The 16582-nt window shown below is 62.9% G+C and carries 14 protein-coding genes; 13 read left to right on the top strand and 1 reads right to left on the bottom strand.

Going from position 1 to position 16582, the window contains the following annotated elements; all coding sequences use genetic code 11:
* Positions 1-13: 13 nt before the first annotated feature.
* Both tdh and ACYVGS_RS09215 read left to right on the top strand, forming a co-directional pair.
* The gene (gene tdh, locus ACYVGS_RS09220) at positions 14-1042 is read left to right on the top strand and encodes an L-threonine 3-dehydrogenase (RefSeq protein ID WP_460588390.1); all 1029 of its coding nucleotides are present in this window, start codon (positions 14-16) and stop codon (positions 1040-1042) included.
* Between the two features lies 1 nt (position 1043).
* A complete protein-coding gene (locus tag ACYVGS_RS09215; RefSeq protein WP_460588389.1) occupies positions 1044-2231 on the top strand; it encodes a PLP-dependent aspartate aminotransferase family protein in 1188 nt (395 codons plus the stop codon).
* 10 nt (positions 2232-2241) lie between these two features.
* Here ACYVGS_RS09215 and ACYVGS_RS09210 read toward each other — a convergent pair whose 3' ends face one another.
* The gene (locus ACYVGS_RS09210; RefSeq protein WP_460588388.1) at positions 2242-2460 is read right to left on the bottom strand and encodes a hypothetical protein; all 219 of its coding nucleotides are present in this window, start codon (positions 2458-2460) and stop codon (positions 2242-2244) included.
* 237 nt (positions 2461-2697) lie between these two features.
* Here ACYVGS_RS09210 and ACYVGS_RS09205 point away from each other — a divergent pair, with 237 nt between their 5' ends.
* The 11 genes from ACYVGS_RS09205 to ACYVGS_RS09155 all read left to right on the top strand — a co-directional run.
* Positions 2698-4827 carry a type I secretion system permease/ATPase gene (locus ACYVGS_RS09205; protein ID WP_460588387.1) on the top strand — a complete coding sequence of 710 codons (2130 nt, stop codon included), beginning with the start codon at positions 2698-2700 and terminating at the stop codon, positions 4825-4827.
* Positions 4824-6242: an HlyD family type I secretion periplasmic adaptor subunit gene (locus tag ACYVGS_RS09200; RefSeq protein WP_460588385.1), complete on the top strand. Its 1419-nt coding sequence runs from the start codon at positions 4824-4826 to the stop codon at positions 6240-6242. The genes ACYVGS_RS09205 and ACYVGS_RS09200 overlap by 4 nt, the downstream gene beginning before the upstream one ends.
* A complete protein-coding gene (locus ACYVGS_RS09195) occupies positions 6242-6871 on the top strand; it encodes a response regulator transcription factor (RefSeq protein ID WP_460588383.1) in 630 nt (209 codons plus the stop codon). The genes ACYVGS_RS09200 and ACYVGS_RS09195 overlap by 1 nt, the downstream gene beginning before the upstream one ends.
* 163 nt (positions 6872-7034) lie before the next feature.
* Positions 7035-7643, top strand: a complete 609-nt coding sequence (locus ACYVGS_RS09190) for a GspH/FimT family pseudopilin (protein WP_460588382.1) — start codon at positions 7035-7037, stop codon at positions 7641-7643.
* A complete protein-coding gene (gene pilV / locus ACYVGS_RS09185; RefSeq protein ID WP_460588381.1) occupies positions 7594-8364 on the top strand; it encodes a type IV pilus modification protein PilV in 771 nt (256 codons plus the stop codon). The genes ACYVGS_RS09190 and pilV overlap by 50 nt, the downstream gene beginning before the upstream one ends.
* A gap of 36 nt (positions 8365-8400) precedes the next feature.
* On the top strand, positions 8401-9426 hold the full coding sequence (locus ACYVGS_RS09180) for a PilW family protein (protein WP_460588380.1): 1026 nt from the start codon (positions 8401-8403) through the stop codon (positions 9424-9426).
* A complete protein-coding gene (locus ACYVGS_RS09175; RefSeq protein WP_460588379.1) occupies positions 9426-9926 on the top strand; it encodes a PilX N-terminal domain-containing pilus assembly protein in 501 nt (166 codons plus the stop codon). Before ACYVGS_RS09180 ends, ACYVGS_RS09175 begins: the two co-directional genes overlap by 1 nt.
* Before the next feature lie 58 nt (positions 9927-9984).
* The gene (locus tag ACYVGS_RS09170; protein ID WP_460588378.1) at positions 9985-13791 is read left to right on the top strand and encodes a pilus assembly protein; all 3807 of its coding nucleotides are present in this window, start codon (positions 9985-9987) and stop codon (positions 13789-13791) included.
* Positions 13788-14234: a type IV pilin protein gene (locus ACYVGS_RS09165; RefSeq protein ID WP_460588377.1), complete on the top strand. Its 447-nt coding sequence runs from the start codon at positions 13788-13790 to the stop codon at positions 14232-14234. The genes ACYVGS_RS09170 and ACYVGS_RS09165 overlap by 4 nt, the downstream gene beginning before the upstream one ends.
* Positions 14235-14259: 25 nt before the next feature.
* Complete coding sequence (locus ACYVGS_RS09160; RefSeq protein WP_460588376.1) at positions 14260-14574, top strand: hypothetical protein; 315 nt, start codon at positions 14260-14262, stop codon at positions 14572-14574.
* Between the two features lie 163 nt (positions 14575-14737).
* The coding region (locus ACYVGS_RS09155) for a retention module-containing protein (RefSeq protein WP_460588375.1) at positions 14738-16582 on the top strand (1845 nt) is incomplete at its 3' end.

Raw genomic sequence — 16582 nt, 5'->3', positions numbered from 1 at the left:
CAAGGGAGGCGTCATGCTGGCACTGGTCAAGAAGGAGGCCGCGCCCGGTCTCTGGCTGGAGGAGGTGCCGATTCCGGGCATCGGCATCAACGATGTGCTGATCCGCGTGCTGCGGACCGCCATCTGCGGCACCGACATGCACATCTACCACTGGAACAGCTGGGCCCGGAAAACCATCCCGGTGCCCATGATCGTCGGCCACGAGTTCGTCGGTGAAATCGTTGAGGTGGGTTCCAACGTGGTGGACTTCCACGCCGGGCAGATCGTTTCCGGCGAGGGCCACGTGGTCTGCGGCCGCTGCCGCAACTGCATGGCCGGCCGCCGCCACCTCTGCGCCCATACCAGCGGCGTCGGGGTAAACCGCCCGGGGGCCTTTGCCGAATACCTCGTCCTGCCCATGTCCAATGTCTGGGAGCACAGCGAAGGCATTGACCTGGATGTTGCGGCCCTCTTCGACCCCTTCGGCAACGCGGTGCACACGGCCCTGCAGTTCGACCTGCTGGGCGAGGATGTGCTGATCACCGGCGCCGGGCCGATCGGCGCCATGGCGGCGGCGGTCTGTCGCCATGCGGGTGCCCGCCACGTGGTGATTACCGACTTGATCGACAGCCGGCTCGAACTGGCTGCGCGGCTGGGCGCGACGCGCACGGTCAACGTTCAGCGCGAGTCTCTCGCGGAGGTCCAGCGCAGCCTGGGCATGCGCGAGGGCTTCGATGTCGGGCTGGAGATGTCCGGGAACCCGGCGGCCTTCAATGACCTGCTGGCCAACATGTGCCACGGCGGCAAGGTGGCGATCCTGGGCATTCCCTCGGAGAATACGGCGATCGACTGGAACACCGTGATCTTCAACATGCTCACCCTGAAGGGGATCTACGGCCGGGAAATGTATGAAACCTGGTACAAGATGTCGGTGATGATCGAGTCTGGCCTGGACATCTCCCCGGTTATCACCCACCGGATGAGTTTCCGCGATTTCCAGCGCGGCTTTGATGTGATGAGCGACGGCGAGGCCAGCAAGGTCGTCCTCAACTGGGAGGGTTAGCATGAGTACCGCATTCCGTGCCCACCTGGCGGCGCAGCTGGAGGAGATCGAGGCCGCCGGGCTGACCCGCCACGAGCGTTTGATCGATACGCCCCAGGGGGCGCACGTCGGGGTCGCCGGTCGCGACCTGCTCAACTTGTGTGCCAACAACTACCTGGGCCTGGCCCAGCACCCCGAGGTCAACCGGGCCGCGGCGGAGGGCCTGGCACGCTGGGGCTACGGCATGGCCTCCGTGCGCTTCATCTGCGGCACCCAGACCCTGCACCGGCAGTTGGAGGAGCGCCTGTCTGCCTTCCTGGGCATGCAGGACACGATCCTCTACCCATCCTGCTTTGACGCCAACGGCGGCCTGTTCGAAACGCTGCTCGGGGAAGAGGATGCGGTGATCTCCGACGCCTTGAACCACGCCAGCATCATCGACGGTATCCGTCTGTGCAAGGCGAAGCGCTTTCGCTACCGCAACAGTGACATGGCTGACCTGGAGGCGCAGCTGCAGGCCGCGGACGCGGCGGGTGCGCGCTTCAAACTGATCACCACCGACGGCGTGTTTTCCATGGACGGGTATATCGCCCGCCTCGACGACATCTGTGACCTCGCCGAGCGCTACGATGCCCTGGTGCATGTCGACGACTGCCACGCCACCGGTTTCCTGGGTGCCACGGGACGCGGCACGCATGAACTGCGCGGCTGTATGGAACGGGTGGATGTTCTCACGGGTACCCTGGGCAAGGCCCTGGGCGGGGCCAGCGGTGGCTTTACTGCAGCGCGGCAGGAAATCGTTGCCCTGCTGCGCCAGCGCTCCCGGCCCTACCTGTTTTCCAATACGGTGGCGCCACCGGTGGTGGCCGGCGCATTGCGTGCGGTCGAGCTGGTGGAGGAGGAGCCTGCCCTGCGCCAGCGGCTGACCGAGAATACGCGGCGTTTCCGGGCGGGACTGGAAGACCTGGGTTTTGAGCTACTGCCGGGAGAGCACCCCATCGTGCCGGTGATGCTGCACGACGCCGCCCTGGCGGCGCGCTTCGCCCGGGAAATGCTGGAGGAGGGGGTCTACGTGGTGGCCTTTGCCTACCCGGTGGTGCCCCGCGGGCAGGCACGAATTCGGACACAGATGTCCGCGGCCCTTTCCGGGTCGGATATCGATGCCGCGCTGGCGGGCTTCGCGCGGGTCAAGGCGCGGTTGAACATCTAGGGAAACGAGATCACCAGAACTTGGGGGCCTTGTCGCCCTCGCGTCGGCCGGGCTCCTGACGGCGGTCATCCTTGCCGAACTCGAAGCGGACTTCCTCGCGGCGGTCGCGACCGTCGCGCCGGTTTTGCCGGCGGCGCTCGGGGCCTTTATAGACCGGCTTGCCGTCGCTATCGTAATCGATGGGAGGGGACAGGTCCCGGACTTCAAAATGTGCGCGTTTGTCTGACATGGCCAGCCTCCCGTGATACAAGTTTTTGGCGGGCAAGGGGCGGCATTTTGCGCCATGTGTCGCGCCAAAACAATTGCAGGCGGTGACCGACGATCCGTTTCTGTGGCCAGGGTCCCACTGTCTGCTGGCGTGCATGGTAATTGAGGGTGGTCTGACTTATGCTCTGACTGCTTTGCAAGGTGGTGTTTTTGCGACTTTGCAGAATAAAGACCCGTGACCCGGCCCCGAGGGGAGTGAATGACCGCAAGACAGGATGATCCGCTGCTGCAGTGTCTGCTGGCGCTGTGCCGCTATCACGGCAGTGCGTCGACGCCCGAGGCCCTCGCCAGCGGTTTGCCCCTGGACAGCGAGGGTCGCCTGACGCCCGGGCTGTTTGCCCGCGCCGCCAGTCGCGCAGGCCTGGTCAGCCGCACGCGGCCGGTGGCGGTGGAGGATCTGGAGCCCGAGCTTCTGCCCGCGGTGGTGCTGCTCAAGAATGAGCGCGCCTGTCTGCTGATGGGCTGGAGCGAGGACGGGCAGACGGCGACGGTGATTTTCCCCGCCCTCGGTGAGGCGGCAGTGGACGTGCCGGCGGAGAAACTTCGCAGCCAGCAATCCGGGCACGTGATCCTCTGCCGGCCCCGCTATCGCTTCGACCAGCGCACGCCGCGTACCGGCACCTCCAATCGCGGCCACTGGTTCTGGGATGCCATCCGGGCCAATGCGCCGATTTACCGCGATGTCCTGCTGGCGGCGTTCTTTATCAACGTATTCGCGCTGGCGCTGCCCCTGTTTACCATGAACGTCTATGACCGCGTGGTGCCCAACTATGCAGTCGAGACCCTGTGGATGCTGGCAGCGGGCGTTGTGATCATCCTGCTGGCGGACATTGTCCTGCGCACCATGCGCGGTTACTTCCTCGACCTGGCCAGCCGCCGGGTGGATGTGGACCTGTCGTCCAAGATCATGGAGCGGGTATTGGGGGCGCGGCTGGAGAACCGCGCCCAGTCGGTGGGCTCCTATGCGGTGAACCTGCGCTCCTTTGAAACCGTGCGCGACTTTATTACCTCCGCCACGATTACCACCGTCATTGATATTCCCTTCGCGCTGCTGTTCATGGTCGTGATCGGCTGGATCGCCTGGCCCATTCTGATTCCGGTGCTGCTGGGACTGTCCGTCGTGGTGGGCTACGCGCTGGCCACCCAGGGCAAGCTCAAGGCGCTCTCGGAAACCACCTATCGCGCCGGGGCGCAGCGCAACGCGACGCTGATCGAGAGCCTGAGCGGACTCGATACCCTCAAGGCGATGGGGGCCGAGTCGCGCATGCAGCGCAAGTGGGAGGAAGCAACCTCTTTCCTGGCCCATGTCGGGGTGCAGTTGCGGCTGGTCTCCAACTCCACCATCAATGTGACCCAGTGGGGCGCGCAGATGGTCACGCTGTTCGTGATTGTCACCGGGGTCTACCTGATTACCGCGGGGGAACTGAGCATGGGCGGGCTGATTGCCTGCACCATGTTGAGTGGCCGCATCATGGCGCCCTTCGGGCAGGTCGCCGGCCTGATCACCTCGTGGCACAACGCGGATATCGCGCTGACGTCCCTCGACGACATCATGGACAAGCCACTCGAGCGCGCCGAGGGTGCACAGTTCCTGTCCCGGGAGCTGTTCCGGGGTGAGATCGAGTTTCGCAATGTCTCCTTTGCCTACCCGGGCAGCGAAATCCCCTCCCTGCACAATGTCTCCTTCAAGATCAGCCCCGGGGAGCATGTCGCCATACTGGGCCGAGTGGGCTCGGGCAAGTCGACCCTGCAGAAACTGGCCATGGGGCTCTACCAGCCCATCGAGGGGGCGGTGATGATCGATGGCGTGGATCTGCGCCAGCTCGACCCCGGCGAGTACCGCGCCCGGGTCGGCTATGTGCCCCAGGATGTGACCCTGTTCTTCGGCAGCCTGCGCGACAACATTACCCTGTCCCATGCCAACGTTTCCGACCACGACCTGGTGCGGGCGGCGGAAATCGCCAATCTGGACGACTTTATCAACCGCCACCCCCAGGGTTTCGACATGGTGGTCAGCGAGCGCGGCGACTCGCTGTCCGGGGGGCAGCGCAAGTGCGTCGCCCTGGCTCGGGCGGTGATTCACGACCCGCCGATCCTGTTCATGGATGAGCCGACGGGGTCGATGGATCACTCCACCGAGGTCGCGGTCAAGAACCAGCTCAAGAGCTATCTCAAGGGGCGTACCTGGCTGGTGGTGACCCACCGCAATTCACTGCTGGAGATGGTCGATCGCATCCTGGTCGTCGACAACGGCAAGGTGGTCGCCGACGGTCCACGAGACAGCGTGATCCAGGCCCTGCAGCAGGGCAAGATAGGGGCGGCGCGATGAGTGACGAGCAGCCGGTACCCATCCGTCAGACACAGCCCGATGCCGAGCCGGCGCCCCGTCGGCGTTTCCTGGCCGATTTCCTGTTTGCACCCTGGTTGCGCGACCCGGCGGATGCCCCGCGCACCTGGGATCAGGACGCCCATCGCAGCTACATCGAGCAGCAGCCCCTGCGGGCGCGGCGGCTGCTGTACGTGCTCGCCGCAATCGTGGTGGCCCTGGTGGCCTGGGCGGCGGTTGCGGAGATCGATGAAGTCACCCGCGGTGACGGCAAGGTAATACCTTCGCGTCAGATTCAGGTCCTGCAATCCCAGGATGGCGGGGTGATCCGCGAAATCAATGTGCGGGCAGGCGACCGGGTGGAAGCCGGGGAGTTGCTGGTGCGCCTGGACCGCACCCGGTCCGAGTCCAACCTGCGGGAGAACCAGGCGGAGTTGATGGCGCTGTCGGTGCGGGCGGCCAGGCTGGCGGCGTTGATGAACCGCAGCGAGTTCCTGCTGGAACCGGAATGGGAAGAGCGGGTTCCCTCCATTGTTGCCCAGGAGCGCGCGCTCTACGAAACCGCCCGCGAGCAGCTGGAGCTGCAGGTGCAGATTGCCTCCGAGCAGCTGGAGCAGCGTCAGCAGGAACTGGCGGAAATCAGTGCCCGCTCCCGCCAGTTGTCACGCTCCCTGGCCCTGGCCCGAGAAGAGCTCAGTGTTACCCGCCCGATGGTGACTTCCGGTGCGGTGTCCCGGGTGGAAATCCTGCGACTGGAACGCGAAGTGAACCAGCTTGGCGGGGAATTCGAGCAGTCCGAGGCACAGATCCAGCGCCTGCGCTCCGCCATCGAGGAGGCCCGGCGCAAGTTGACGGAAGTCGAGGTGGAGTTCGAGTCCACCGTGCGTGAAGAGCTCACTGATACCCTGTCGCGCATGAACGCGCTGCGTGAGGCCGGAACCGGGCTTACCGATCGCGTTCAGCAGACGGAGCTGCGCTCGCCGGTTGACGGCACCGTAAAGCGCCTCTATTACAACACGCTGGGCGGGGTCGTTCTGCCGGGCAAGGAGGTGGTCGAGGTGGTGCCTGCCGATGACACCTTGCTGGTGGAGGTTCGCATCCGGCCCAAGGATATCGCCTTTCTGGTGCCTGGGCAGGAGGCACTGGTCAAGTTCACCGCCTACGATTTTGTGGTCTATGGCGGCCTCGAGGGGACGGTGGAATACATCAGTGCCGACACCATCCTGGACGAAGACGGCAATCCGTTCTACGAGGTTCAGGTAAGGACCCGGGAGGCCGGCTTTGGCAACAACGGGGACATGCCGATCATTCCCGGCATGACGGTTCAGGTGGATATCCTGACCGGCAAGAAAACGATACTGGCGTATCTGATGAAGCCGGTCTTGCGGGCCAAGCAATATGCGTTGACGGAGCGGTGATGGAGCAGATATTTGTCAGTCGCGGTGGCGTGGTTCGAGGCCGGTGGCGGGAAGCCTTTCCGGGGGCCCGCGTGGTCGCGTCCATGGACGGCGAGGCCTCACTGCCCGATGCCCGGTCCTGCATCCTGTGGCTGGATGTAAGCCTGCTGGAGGAGCCCGAGCGGGTGGCCTCCCTGCGCCAGGCGGTTACCCACGGCTATCGGGTTGTGGTGATGACGCCCAGCCCGGCGGAAGCCAATGCTTTCCGCGCGCTCAGTCTCGGCGCGGTGGGTTACTGCCACCTCGAGGCCGCTCCCGAGCAACTGCGGGAGATTGCCACGGTCGTCGAGCACGGTGGCATCTGGATGCTGCCGGAGCTGGTCAAGCGCTTGATGGGCCTGTCCCTGCGGGTGGTGCCCACTCCTGCACCCGAGCGGCCCGAACTGGATTCCCTGACTGCCCGTGAGCTGATGGTGGCCCGGTTGGTGGCCCAGGGCGAAAGTAACCGCGAGATTGCTGAGGCCCTGGAAATAACCGAACGCACGGTGAAGGCGCATCTGACCGCCATATTCGAGAAGCTGCAGGTGCGCGACCGGGTGCAGCTGGCGCTGGCGATGAACAATATCGTCACGCACCCCACGATTAACTGAAGGCATAGGCCGGTAAAGCTACCGTTTTGTGATTCGGCTCACAAAACGGCAGATTGGTGTGGCCATAAATGCGTGCTAATGCGCGAAATGTCCAGATAGGTCAACAAGCCCGTTGCCTGCTTCGGCATAATCCCCTGTGGAGTCGAATTGCCGAGAGGCTGATATGTGGTGGTCTAGGGGCCAGGTTGGGCGCCGCGGGCCCGGAAATACGGGCACCCGGGGCTTCACCCTGCTGGAGTTGATGATCGTGGTGGCACTGCTGGCAGTGTCACTGTCTCTGGTTGCCCCCTCCATGAGCGGCCTGATCCAGGATAACCGCCAGGTCTCTGCGGTCTACGCCCTGCGCGCCACGCTCAACCTGGCGCGCTCCGAAGCGCTGGCACAACGACAGTTTGTCGAGGTGTGCGGTACCGACACCGCCGGTACCGGCTGCAGCGGCGACGCCGACTGGAGTCGCGGCTACTTGGCCTTTGTGGACCTGGATGGCGATGCCACTCTGGATGCGGGTGAGCTGCTGCACCACGAGCCCCTCGAGGCCACGACCGTATCGATCACCTTTGATCGGCCCCGGGTCCGTTTCGACACATCGGGCACCTCCCTTGCGGCCGATGGCACCTTGGCGGCAGGCACGTTCGTGTTCTGCGACCAGCGCGGTACGGCTTCGGCGCGGGCCTTGCTGATACAACCCTCCGGGGCCGTGGTTTCCGCGGTGGACGGTGGCGATGAGGGCGACATCGTGGACGATGTCGCAGGCAATGATGTCTCCTGCTAATTCAGTGCCCCGGCTGCGGCGCCATCAGCGCGGCGTAACCATGATCGAGGCGCTGATTACCTTTTTGATCCTGTCGGTGGGCCTGCTGGGGGCTGCCACCCTGCAAACACTGGCCAAGAGTGCCCAGCACGAGGTTGTTCAGCGCAGCCGTGCGATCACCCTGGGCAACGATCTGGTGGAACGTATTCGTTCGAACCCCGCAGGCATGGCGGTCTACAGTGACCGCGGCAAGGGCAGGGGGCTGGGGCGCGGCAGTGTCGTGGCGGAAACGATCAAGAACTGCCGGGCAGCGGGGGAGTTCTGCAACCCCAGCGAATTTGCGCGCTATAACCTCTATGTCTGGGAGCGCCTGCTGGACGGGGCCAGCGGTGCGCCGTTTGAAGGCCCGCCAGGGCAGGACCCGGGTGGTCCGCCCGGGCAACAGAAGAAGACCGGGGGGCTGAAGGGGGCGACCGGGTGCATTCTCTTTGAAGCCGATACGGGCAAGCAGAATACTGGCGTGCTCGAAGTGGTCGTCGAGTGGGAGGCGATCGGCCGATCCGCGAATAGCCTGGCGGCCAGCGAGAGCCTTTGTTCCGATTCCAACGGCAACGGCAACGGCAACGGCAACNCAATGGCAATGGCAATGGCAATGGCAATGGCAATGGCAATGGCAATGGCAATGGCAATGGCAATGGCAATGAAGAGGGTGACGTTCAGCGCCTGCACCGTGTCGTGGTGAGGGCCTTTGTGATCGACCAGAATGAGGTATGACAGCGTGAGTGGCGTAGCAGTGGCATCGGGCGCGCGCGGGTTTTCCCTAGTGGAGTTCATGATCGCCTTGCTGCTAGGCACCATCCTGATTGCCGGTGCCGTCGCCGTCTACCTGGCCTCCAAGACCGCCTTCCTGGAGGTCGAGCAGGTGGCCGAGCTGTCCGAGAATACACGCTTCGCGCAGCAGGTCCTCAGTGACTCGCTGCGCCATGCAGGCTTTTTTGGGGGCGTGCATCCGCGGGATATCCGCGGGCATTCCGGGCTCTCCGCTGTTACCGGTGATTGCAGTTCCGGGGGAAGCGTCAACCCGGCTGCCTACGCGCTGGGTGACTACCTGCTGGCGACAACGGCGGACGGCAATGGCGATGCCTTTGCCTGTGTCGATGATGCCGTCCCGGGCAGCGATGTACTGGTGGTCAAACAGGTGCAGCCCCTGCCGCTCTATGACAGGGACCCGGATGATGCCTCGGCCGCTGCGGATGGGGTCATCAGCTGGCCCCAGGGGCTGCGCAACGACACGCTCTACATCGTGGCCAACAGCGAGCGGGGTTTGCTGATGGAGGGCAGTGATACGCCACCGAATGTCGGTATCGGCTCGGAATTTGCACTGGCCGGGGCCTGGCCCTATCGCACCTACATCTACTACGTCCGTGACCTGGCTGTTCCCTCCCTGGCGCGGCGGGAATTGCGGCTCGTCGGAGGGGCGCCAACACTCGCGGGAGAGCCGGTGACCCTGGTGCCGGGGGTGGAACAGTTCCAGGTGCGTTTCGGCGAGGACCCGGACGGGGACGGTAATGTGGACCAGTTTTCCCCTCCCGCGGCGGTTGCCGATTACGACAGTGTGCAGTCGGTCCAGGTCTACCTTCTACTGCGCAGCACCACGCAGGATCCGGACTTCGAGGATGATCGCAGCTACGACCTGGGGGGAGTCACCGTGACACCGGGCGCAGACGATCACTGGCGTCGGCAGCTGCTGGAATTTTCGGTCCTGTTGCGCAACCCGCAGCTGCGGGTTCTGGGAGGTCTGTAATGCAGAGTCGACATCATTCGGCCCAACGTGGCGTGGCCCTGGTCGTGGCGCTGTTGTTTCTTCTGGTGGTGACCGTGATCAGTATCACCGCAATGGTTAACAGCAATCGCGGCCTGCAGATGGTGGGCAATCAGCAGGATGCCACGGCCTCGTTCCAGTCAGCGGAATCCGGTGCCTATGCCTTGATGAGTCTGGCTGGCACCGCGGAGGACCCTTTCCGTCGGGAAGATATTGTGGCCCAGGACCCTTTTGCCAATGTGGCAGAGGGTTCGCACCCCTTGCGGCACCTGCCCGGTCAGGGTAGTGACGTCGATGTCAATGTGGGTCTGGTTGCTCCTGCTCGCACCTGTCCCCGCACGGCTGGCGAGTCCGGCGGCAACAGTGTCGGTGTTCTCGATTGTGATTACTACCGGGTGGTATCCGAGCACGCCGAACCCGGACGTGCCCGCAGCCGTGTGGAACTGGGTGTGGTGAAAACTGTTATCGGCGAGTCCGGCTAGGCGCCTGATTTTTGCGAATGTATTTCCGTCTGGCCGCACCGCGGGAGGTATCGAGACGATGAACATCAATCTTTGCAGGGCTCTGCCCTCGCTGCTCTTCAGTCTGACGCTGTTTGTGGGCCTGCTCCCCCATGCAGTCAAGGCCGACGATACCGAGATTTACCAGGCCGAATTCAGTGTCAGCACCGGCGCCCGCCCCAAGGTACTGATTGTCTTCGACGACTCCGGCAGTATGGCGACGATGGTGGATCAGCAGCGGCCGGCCTACGACCCCGAGGAAGATTACGAGCGGAGTGTGCCGAACAACCGTATTTACTGGTCCACGGATGGCTCCGTGCCCAGTCGCAATAGTGATAACTGGTTCTCCGCCGATCGAAACCGCTGCGCCAGTTCCTGGAGCCTGCTGGAAAGTGAAGGCAAGTTTACGACGGATCGCGCGCGGCGCTGGGTAGATTCTCGCGTCGAGGAGGGAGATTGTTATTGGGGCTGCCCTCAAGGACAATCTTACCGGCGCGAAAACAGGCGCTGGGGCTGTTATGAATACGTGACGACGACGGAAGAGCAAACGAGCTGTGTCACGGATGAACGGCGTGTTTCCGAGCAGGAGTATGACGCCTGGCTGGCGAATGGAGGTGAAGGCGAGAGACGCTGTGTCCGAGGCTTTCTGTTCTTTTGCCTGGAATACGGTTACTTCATCAGAGAGGAATCGTGTACCACGGAAACTGTTACCACATCCGAGTGGGTCTATCGCCAGGACAGGCAGTATATCTGTGAAAGTAACACGGTCATTCCGGGCGCCTGGCAGGCGCTGAGTGATGATGTCAACAATCCAACCCATGTCGAATGTCTGAACGATGTGACGGGCGGTTTGACCGATAATGGTTCCGGGGTGGGCTCCGGGTTCCCGCAGGCCGGTGTTGCCAACGGCAGTGAGTTTGGTCCATCGCCGGATCCCTCGGTCGAGTGGGGTGGGCAGGCCTATACTTTCTATACCTCCCATTACATGAACTGGTACCACGACGATTCGCTGGTTGAAGCGCGCAGCCGCCTGGACATTGCCCAGGACGTGATCAGCGGCATTATCCGCACGAATCCCGGCATCGATTTTGGCTTGATGGAGTTCAACTACGATGATGGTGGTCGAGTCGTTCGGCGCATCATAGAGGATATGAGCGCCGATGAACGCAGTCAGCTGGTCGATATGGTCAATCGTATTGACCACGCGGGCAGTACGCCGATCTGTGAGTCGATGTATGAAGCCTACCGCTATCTTTCTGGAGACACGGTTTACTACGGCAATGACTCACGCAGTGGCGGTGATGGCAATGGTGTGTATGACGTATTGTCGCGAGACACACGCGCTGAGAGAAACGGTCGTTACCTCTCCCCCACAACCGATTGTGCCTATACCTATGTCATTCTGATGACGGATGGCTTCCCACAGCGGGATACCGGCGCCAACAACAGGATCGAAACCCTGACCGGCAAGCGGTGTAAGCGCTATCGTGATGCCGATGGTGATAACACCACCAACTGCCTGCCCGAGCTGGCCGAGTACATGGCCAACACCGACCTGGATGGCGACGACACCAACGGCAACCAGTTCGGTATTACCTATACCATCGGCTTCACCACCGACCAGGAGCTGCTCAGCGATGCCGCGGAGAAGGGCAAGGGTGAATACTACACGGCCAACAACGCCCAGGAGCTGACCGAGGCCTTCCAGGGCGCCATCGTCAGTATTCTCTCCACCGATACGACTTTCACCTCGCCTGCGGTAGCGGTGGATACCTTTACCCGCACCCAGAGTCGCGACGAGATTTTCTATGCGATGTTCAAGCCCGGCGACAGCGTGAACTGGCCCGGTAATATCAAGAAGCTCAAGTTGCAGACCACCGATGGCGAGGCGGTACTGGTCGATGCCAATGGCGCGCCGGCGATTGATCCGTCGACCGGCTTTATCAAGGACACCGCGGTCACCTTCTGGGGCAACTCCCAGGATGGCGGTCTGGTCGAGGAGGGCGGTGTCGGTGCCCTGTTGGCGGCCCGCGACCCGGCCAGTCGGAGCCTCTACATCAACACCGGCAGTGGCGGCGATCTGGAGTCACTGGTGCCCGACAATATCACCGCCGATGCCTTTGGAGTGGGCTCGGATGCGGAGCTTTATGCCCGCTTTGGCGTGTCTTCATCCGGCGCCCTGACGCGTCAGATCAACTGGGCCCGGGGTTATGACGCCTATGATCAGGATGGCGATGGCAATACCGATGACCGCCAGCGCTGGGTGCTGGGGGATATCCTGCACAGCCAACCATTGGTGCTGAACTATGGGGCCCGGGGCGGTTTTACCGAGGACTCGCCGGATTTGCGGCTGGTTGTTGGCACCAACGCGGGTTTTGTCCATATGTTCGGTGCCGATGATGGGGCCGAGGACTGGGCCTTCTTCCCGAAAGAGCTGGCACACATCCTCCAGCTGCGCCGCCGGGACGCCCTGTCGTCAGACAATATCTACGGCATGGACCTGACGCCGACGGCCTACACACTTGATGTGGACGCCGATGGCACCCTGGATTCCGGGGACGGTGACAAGGCCTGGGTTTTCCTGGGGATGCGCCGCGGTGGCTATGCCTACTATGCACTGGATGTCTCCAACCCGGAGTCACCGGAATTCCTGTGGACCATCAACCCCGACAGCAGCGGCTTTGCCGAGTTGGGCCAGACCTGGTCGCAGCCTGTGGTCACTCATATTCCGGGGTATGCCGACAACGATGGCGTCGCCAAACCCGTGCTGATCTTTGGGGCCGGCTACGATACTGGCAAGGATGGCAGCGGGCCCGCCAGCCCGGACAGCCGCGGTCGCGGTCTGTACATTGTCGATGCGGAGACCGGCAGCCTGGTCTGGAGCGTGACGCCGGCCGCCAATAGCGCCACCAACCTTAGGGAGACGGGGCTGGTGCATTCGGTCGCCGCGCCGGTGACCACGCTTGACAGCAATGGCGATGAGCTGACCGACAGGATCTACTTTGCCGATACGGGCGGTAACGTCTGGCGGGTGGATCTGGCGGGCAATGCCCTGCCTACGGGCAGCCAGGAGACCTGGCAGATCAACAAGCTCGCCAGCCTCAATCGCGGCGGTACCAGCACCGACCGGCGCTTCTTCAACGCGCCGGATGTCGTTCGCATACGCTTTGACGGCCGCCCGGTCGACGCGGTGCTGATCGGTTCGGGGGATCGCACCAACCCCAATGCCACGGACGTGGATAACCGCTTCTACATGATCCGCGACTACCAGATCTCGCCCTATACGGGGGCGAGGCCGAGCACGGCCGACTGTGGCGGTGACAGCGCGGGAGACAACCGTTGCCTGCTGCCCTATACCGACACCAGCTTCTACGATATTACGTCAAACTTGCTCAACAGTGAGCAGGAGGACGAGCAGACCGCGGCTCTTGAGGGGCTGCGCTCGGCCAACGGCTGGCGACTGGACCTGGGTGGCGACGGGGAAAAAGTCCTCGCCAAGTCACTGACCCTGGATGGCACGGTGTATGTGACAACCTTTACGCCGAACAACCTCCTGGATGACATCAATGTCTGCGAGCCCAATTCCGGCAGCGGGCGCCTGTATGCCATCGATCTGTTCAATGGCGGGCGCTACGTCATGCCCCTGGGGCCGATCATTCCCGATACGCCGTCGGTGCATTTTGGGGACGACGGTCGTATTCGTTTGCTGTTGCCACCGGGTGCACCTCCGGGCGGCCCGGGCGGTGACGACCCCGGCGGCGACCGCTGTGAGGGCGGCGTGTGCGATATCGACCTGGTATTGCGCCCGCCCTATGGCATCCACTGGTTCCAGGAGCAATATCGGTGATCCCGGCGAGGCGGCAAGCGAGCGCCCGTAGCCGGGGCTTTACCCTGATCGAGGTCATGATAGTGGTGGTGATCGTGGGTATTCTGCTGATGGTGGCCCTCCCCGGTTACCAGGGTGTGATGCAGAAGGGGCGTCGTGGCGACGCGCGTGCCGCCTTGCTGGATGCCTCCAACCGTCAGGAGCAGTACCAGCTGGATTTCGGAACCTACACGGCGGATATGACTGATCTGGGCTATGCCGCAGACCCCTTCACTTCAGAAGAAGGCCTGTACCGTATTGATGCCGTCAGCTGTGCCTCCGGTACGATAGCCACTTGTTATGTGCTTACCGCGACTCCGGTGGCAGGGGCCCCGCAGAGCAAAGATACGCGCTGCACCACTCTGTCACTCGACTCATTCGGCAACCGCACGGCGACCGGTACGCATCCGGCAGAGTGCTGGTAACTCCTTGTAGCCCGGAGGTTTTTTCATGTTGAAAATCCTGGTATTGCCCTGGCTGGCCCTGATCATGTTGACGGGAGCGGCCAACGCGGATGCGGCGCCGCGACTGCCCGAGCGGGTATTCGCCTGTCATATCCTGAACGGTGAGGGTGAGACGGCGATCGTCCATGTGCAGGCTGACAATGCCGAGCGGGCGCGCATCGTGGCGGCGGGTACGCCTGACTCAGGACCCGCTTCGCATCCGTCCGCTGTGCAGGTGGACGTGGTCGAGTGCATCGAGCCGGGCCGCGAGCGTTTTCGCGACAAGGAAGCGCGCAAGAAGGCAGATTCCCTCCTGCAGTAGCCGACTCGACAGTTTTCTGACAAAACTGTGATCCACCTCACGATCACCGGCCCCCTTACTGTCCTTTAGTACAATGCGCCTGCTTGCTCCCGGGCGCATCATCGGGACAGATAGTCAGAAAACCGCGCAGCGGACCGAGTCCGCAGCCTAAGGGAGCGAGAAAATGGCAGATCAAGCAATCGCCACTGTTGTGGCCGTCCAGGGCAAAGCGTATGCCCGTGACGAAAATGGGCAGCTTCGTGAACTCCAGCCCGGTGATGTGATCCGGGAGGGCGAGACCGTAGTGACGCCAGAAGGCGGATCGGTGGAGCTGGCGCTCGCGGACGGTACGCCCTTCGCGGTTGTCGATGTTCCGGAGATGACCCTGACCCGGGATATCATCGCTGAGCGGGCTGCCGGTGCCGACGAGAGCGCTGTCGAGGACGAGACCGTGGAGGCCGTACTCGCGGCCCTGGAAGAAGGCGAGGGGGATATCCTCGAGGATCTGGAGGCCACGGCCGCCGGTGCCGGTGGTGATGGTGGCGAAGGCGGCGGGCACAGCTTCGTGCGCCTGGCGCGGATCGTCGAGGAGACCGACGATTTCCACATCCAGGCCAACCTGGCCGCCCCCGAGGCCGCTGCGCCTGTCGATCAGGATCCGCTGATCACCGTTGATGCGATCGATGACGAAGCCACCACCGAGCCGGGTGAAAGTGTGGTCATTCCGGTCCAGACCAACGACGTATTCATTGAGGGCTCGATAGTGACCGCGGTCACTCAGCCCGAGAACGGCACCGTCGTGATCAACCCGGATGGCACTGTCACCTACACTCCGAATGAGGGCTTCTTCGGCGAGGACACCTTCACCTATACCGCCACGACGCCCGATGGCAATGCCGAGGATACCGCGACTGTACGCGTGACCGTTCCCGAACCTGCGCCCGAGCCGATTACCATCAGCATCGACGATGTCACCGTGGTTGAAGGCGAAACGGCCGAGCTGACCGTTTCACTGTCGGGCCCCAGTGACCAGCCGGTCACGGTGCAGTTCGGCACCCTGGACGATACCGCGACGGTGTCTGGCGCCGACTACGACCCCGAAACCGGTACCCTGACCTTCGCTCCAGGTCAGACCAGTGCGGTCATCCAGGTCCAGACCAATGAGGATGCGATCCTCGAAGGGACCGAGCAGTTCCTGGTCAATCTTAGCAACGCCACCGGTGCGACCATCGCTGATGGTCAGGGTGTCGTAACGATTATCGATGGTTCCCTGCCGACTATCTCCATCAATGATGTGACGGTAACCGAGGGGCAGACGGCGGAGCTGACCCTCAGCCTGTCGGAAGCTGTTGACGGCCCCGTCTCTGTTCAGTTCGGTACCCTGGATGACACGGCGACGGTCATCGGTGGTGACTATGACCCCGAGACCGGCACTGTTACCTTTGCTCCGGGTCAGACCGCAATCACAATCCAGATTCAGACCAACGAAGATGCGATTGAAGAGGCCACGGAGCAGTTCCTGGTCAACCTGAGCAATGCCAGTGGCGCGACCATTGCCGATAATCAGGGCGTGGTGACGATTATCGATGGCACGGAGCCGCCGCCTCCGCCGCCCCCCCCGCCGCCGCAGCCGGAGCCCCAGTTCGCCAGTATCACTGGGCCCGCCACCGTGGTAGAGGGCAATGTCACGGGTGAATACACGGTCAGCCTCACGGATACCGCGAATACGCCGGTAACTGTCACCCTGACCTATACGGGAACTGCCACTGACGGCTCTGACTACACCAGTCAGGCCCAGGTCGTGATTCCGGCTGGACAGTCTTCCACGACCTTCACTCTGCCCACGATCGATGACTACATTGCCGACAATGGCGAGACCATCGTCATCACCATCAGCGGGCTCTCCGGTGGTGGTTTCGATTCGTTGTCCCCCGATCCGGCAAATAACAGCGTGACCACCACGATCCTCGACGACACGGTCCCGAACACGGAGCCGGATCCGGACGTGGTGACGCTGCAGGTAATTGCG

The organism is Haliea atlantica, from assembly GCF_054779855.1.
Note: the sequence above shows the minus strand (reverse complement) of the source record. Positions and strands in the feature narration are given on the sequence as shown.

What these genes read in the sequence shown, in the direction of transcription:
- tdh (WP_460588390.1), top strand. Translation starts at nt 14, where the DNA reads ATGCTGGCACTGGTCAAGAAGGAGGCCGCGCCCGGTCTCTGGCTGGAG.
- ACYVGS_RS09215 (WP_460588389.1), top strand. Translation starts at nt 1,044, where the DNA reads ATGAGTACCGCATTCCGTGCCCACCTGGCGGCGCAGCTGGAGGAGATC.
- ACYVGS_RS09210 (WP_460588388.1), bottom strand. Translation starts at nt 2,460, where the DNA reads ATGTCAGACAAACGCGCACATTTTGAAGTCCGGGACCTGTCCCCTCCC.
- ACYVGS_RS09205 (WP_460588387.1), top strand. Translation starts at nt 2,698, where the DNA reads ATGACCGCAAGACAGGATGATCCGCTGCTGCAGTGTCTGCTGGCGCTG.
- ACYVGS_RS09200 (WP_460588385.1), top strand. Translation starts at nt 4,824, where the DNA reads ATGAGTGACGAGCAGCCGGTACCCATCCGTCAGACACAGCCCGATGCC.
- ACYVGS_RS09195 (WP_460588383.1), top strand. Translation starts at nt 6,242, where the DNA reads ATGGAGCAGATATTTGTCAGTCGCGGTGGCGTGGTTCGAGGCCGGTGG.
- ACYVGS_RS09190 (WP_460588382.1), top strand. Translation starts at nt 7,035, where the DNA reads ATGTGGTGGTCTAGGGGCCAGGTTGGGCGCCGCGGGCCCGGAAATACG.
- ACYVGS_RS09175 (WP_460588379.1), top strand. Translation starts at nt 9,426, where the DNA reads ATGCAGAGTCGACATCATTCGGCCCAACGTGGCGTGGCCCTGGTCGTG.
- ACYVGS_RS09170 (WP_460588378.1), top strand. Translation starts at nt 9,985, where the DNA reads ATGAACATCAATCTTTGCAGGGCTCTGCCCTCGCTGCTCTTCAGTCTG.
- ACYVGS_RS09160 (WP_460588376.1), top strand. Translation starts at nt 14,260, where the DNA reads ATGTTGAAAATCCTGGTATTGCCCTGGCTGGCCCTGATCATGTTGACG.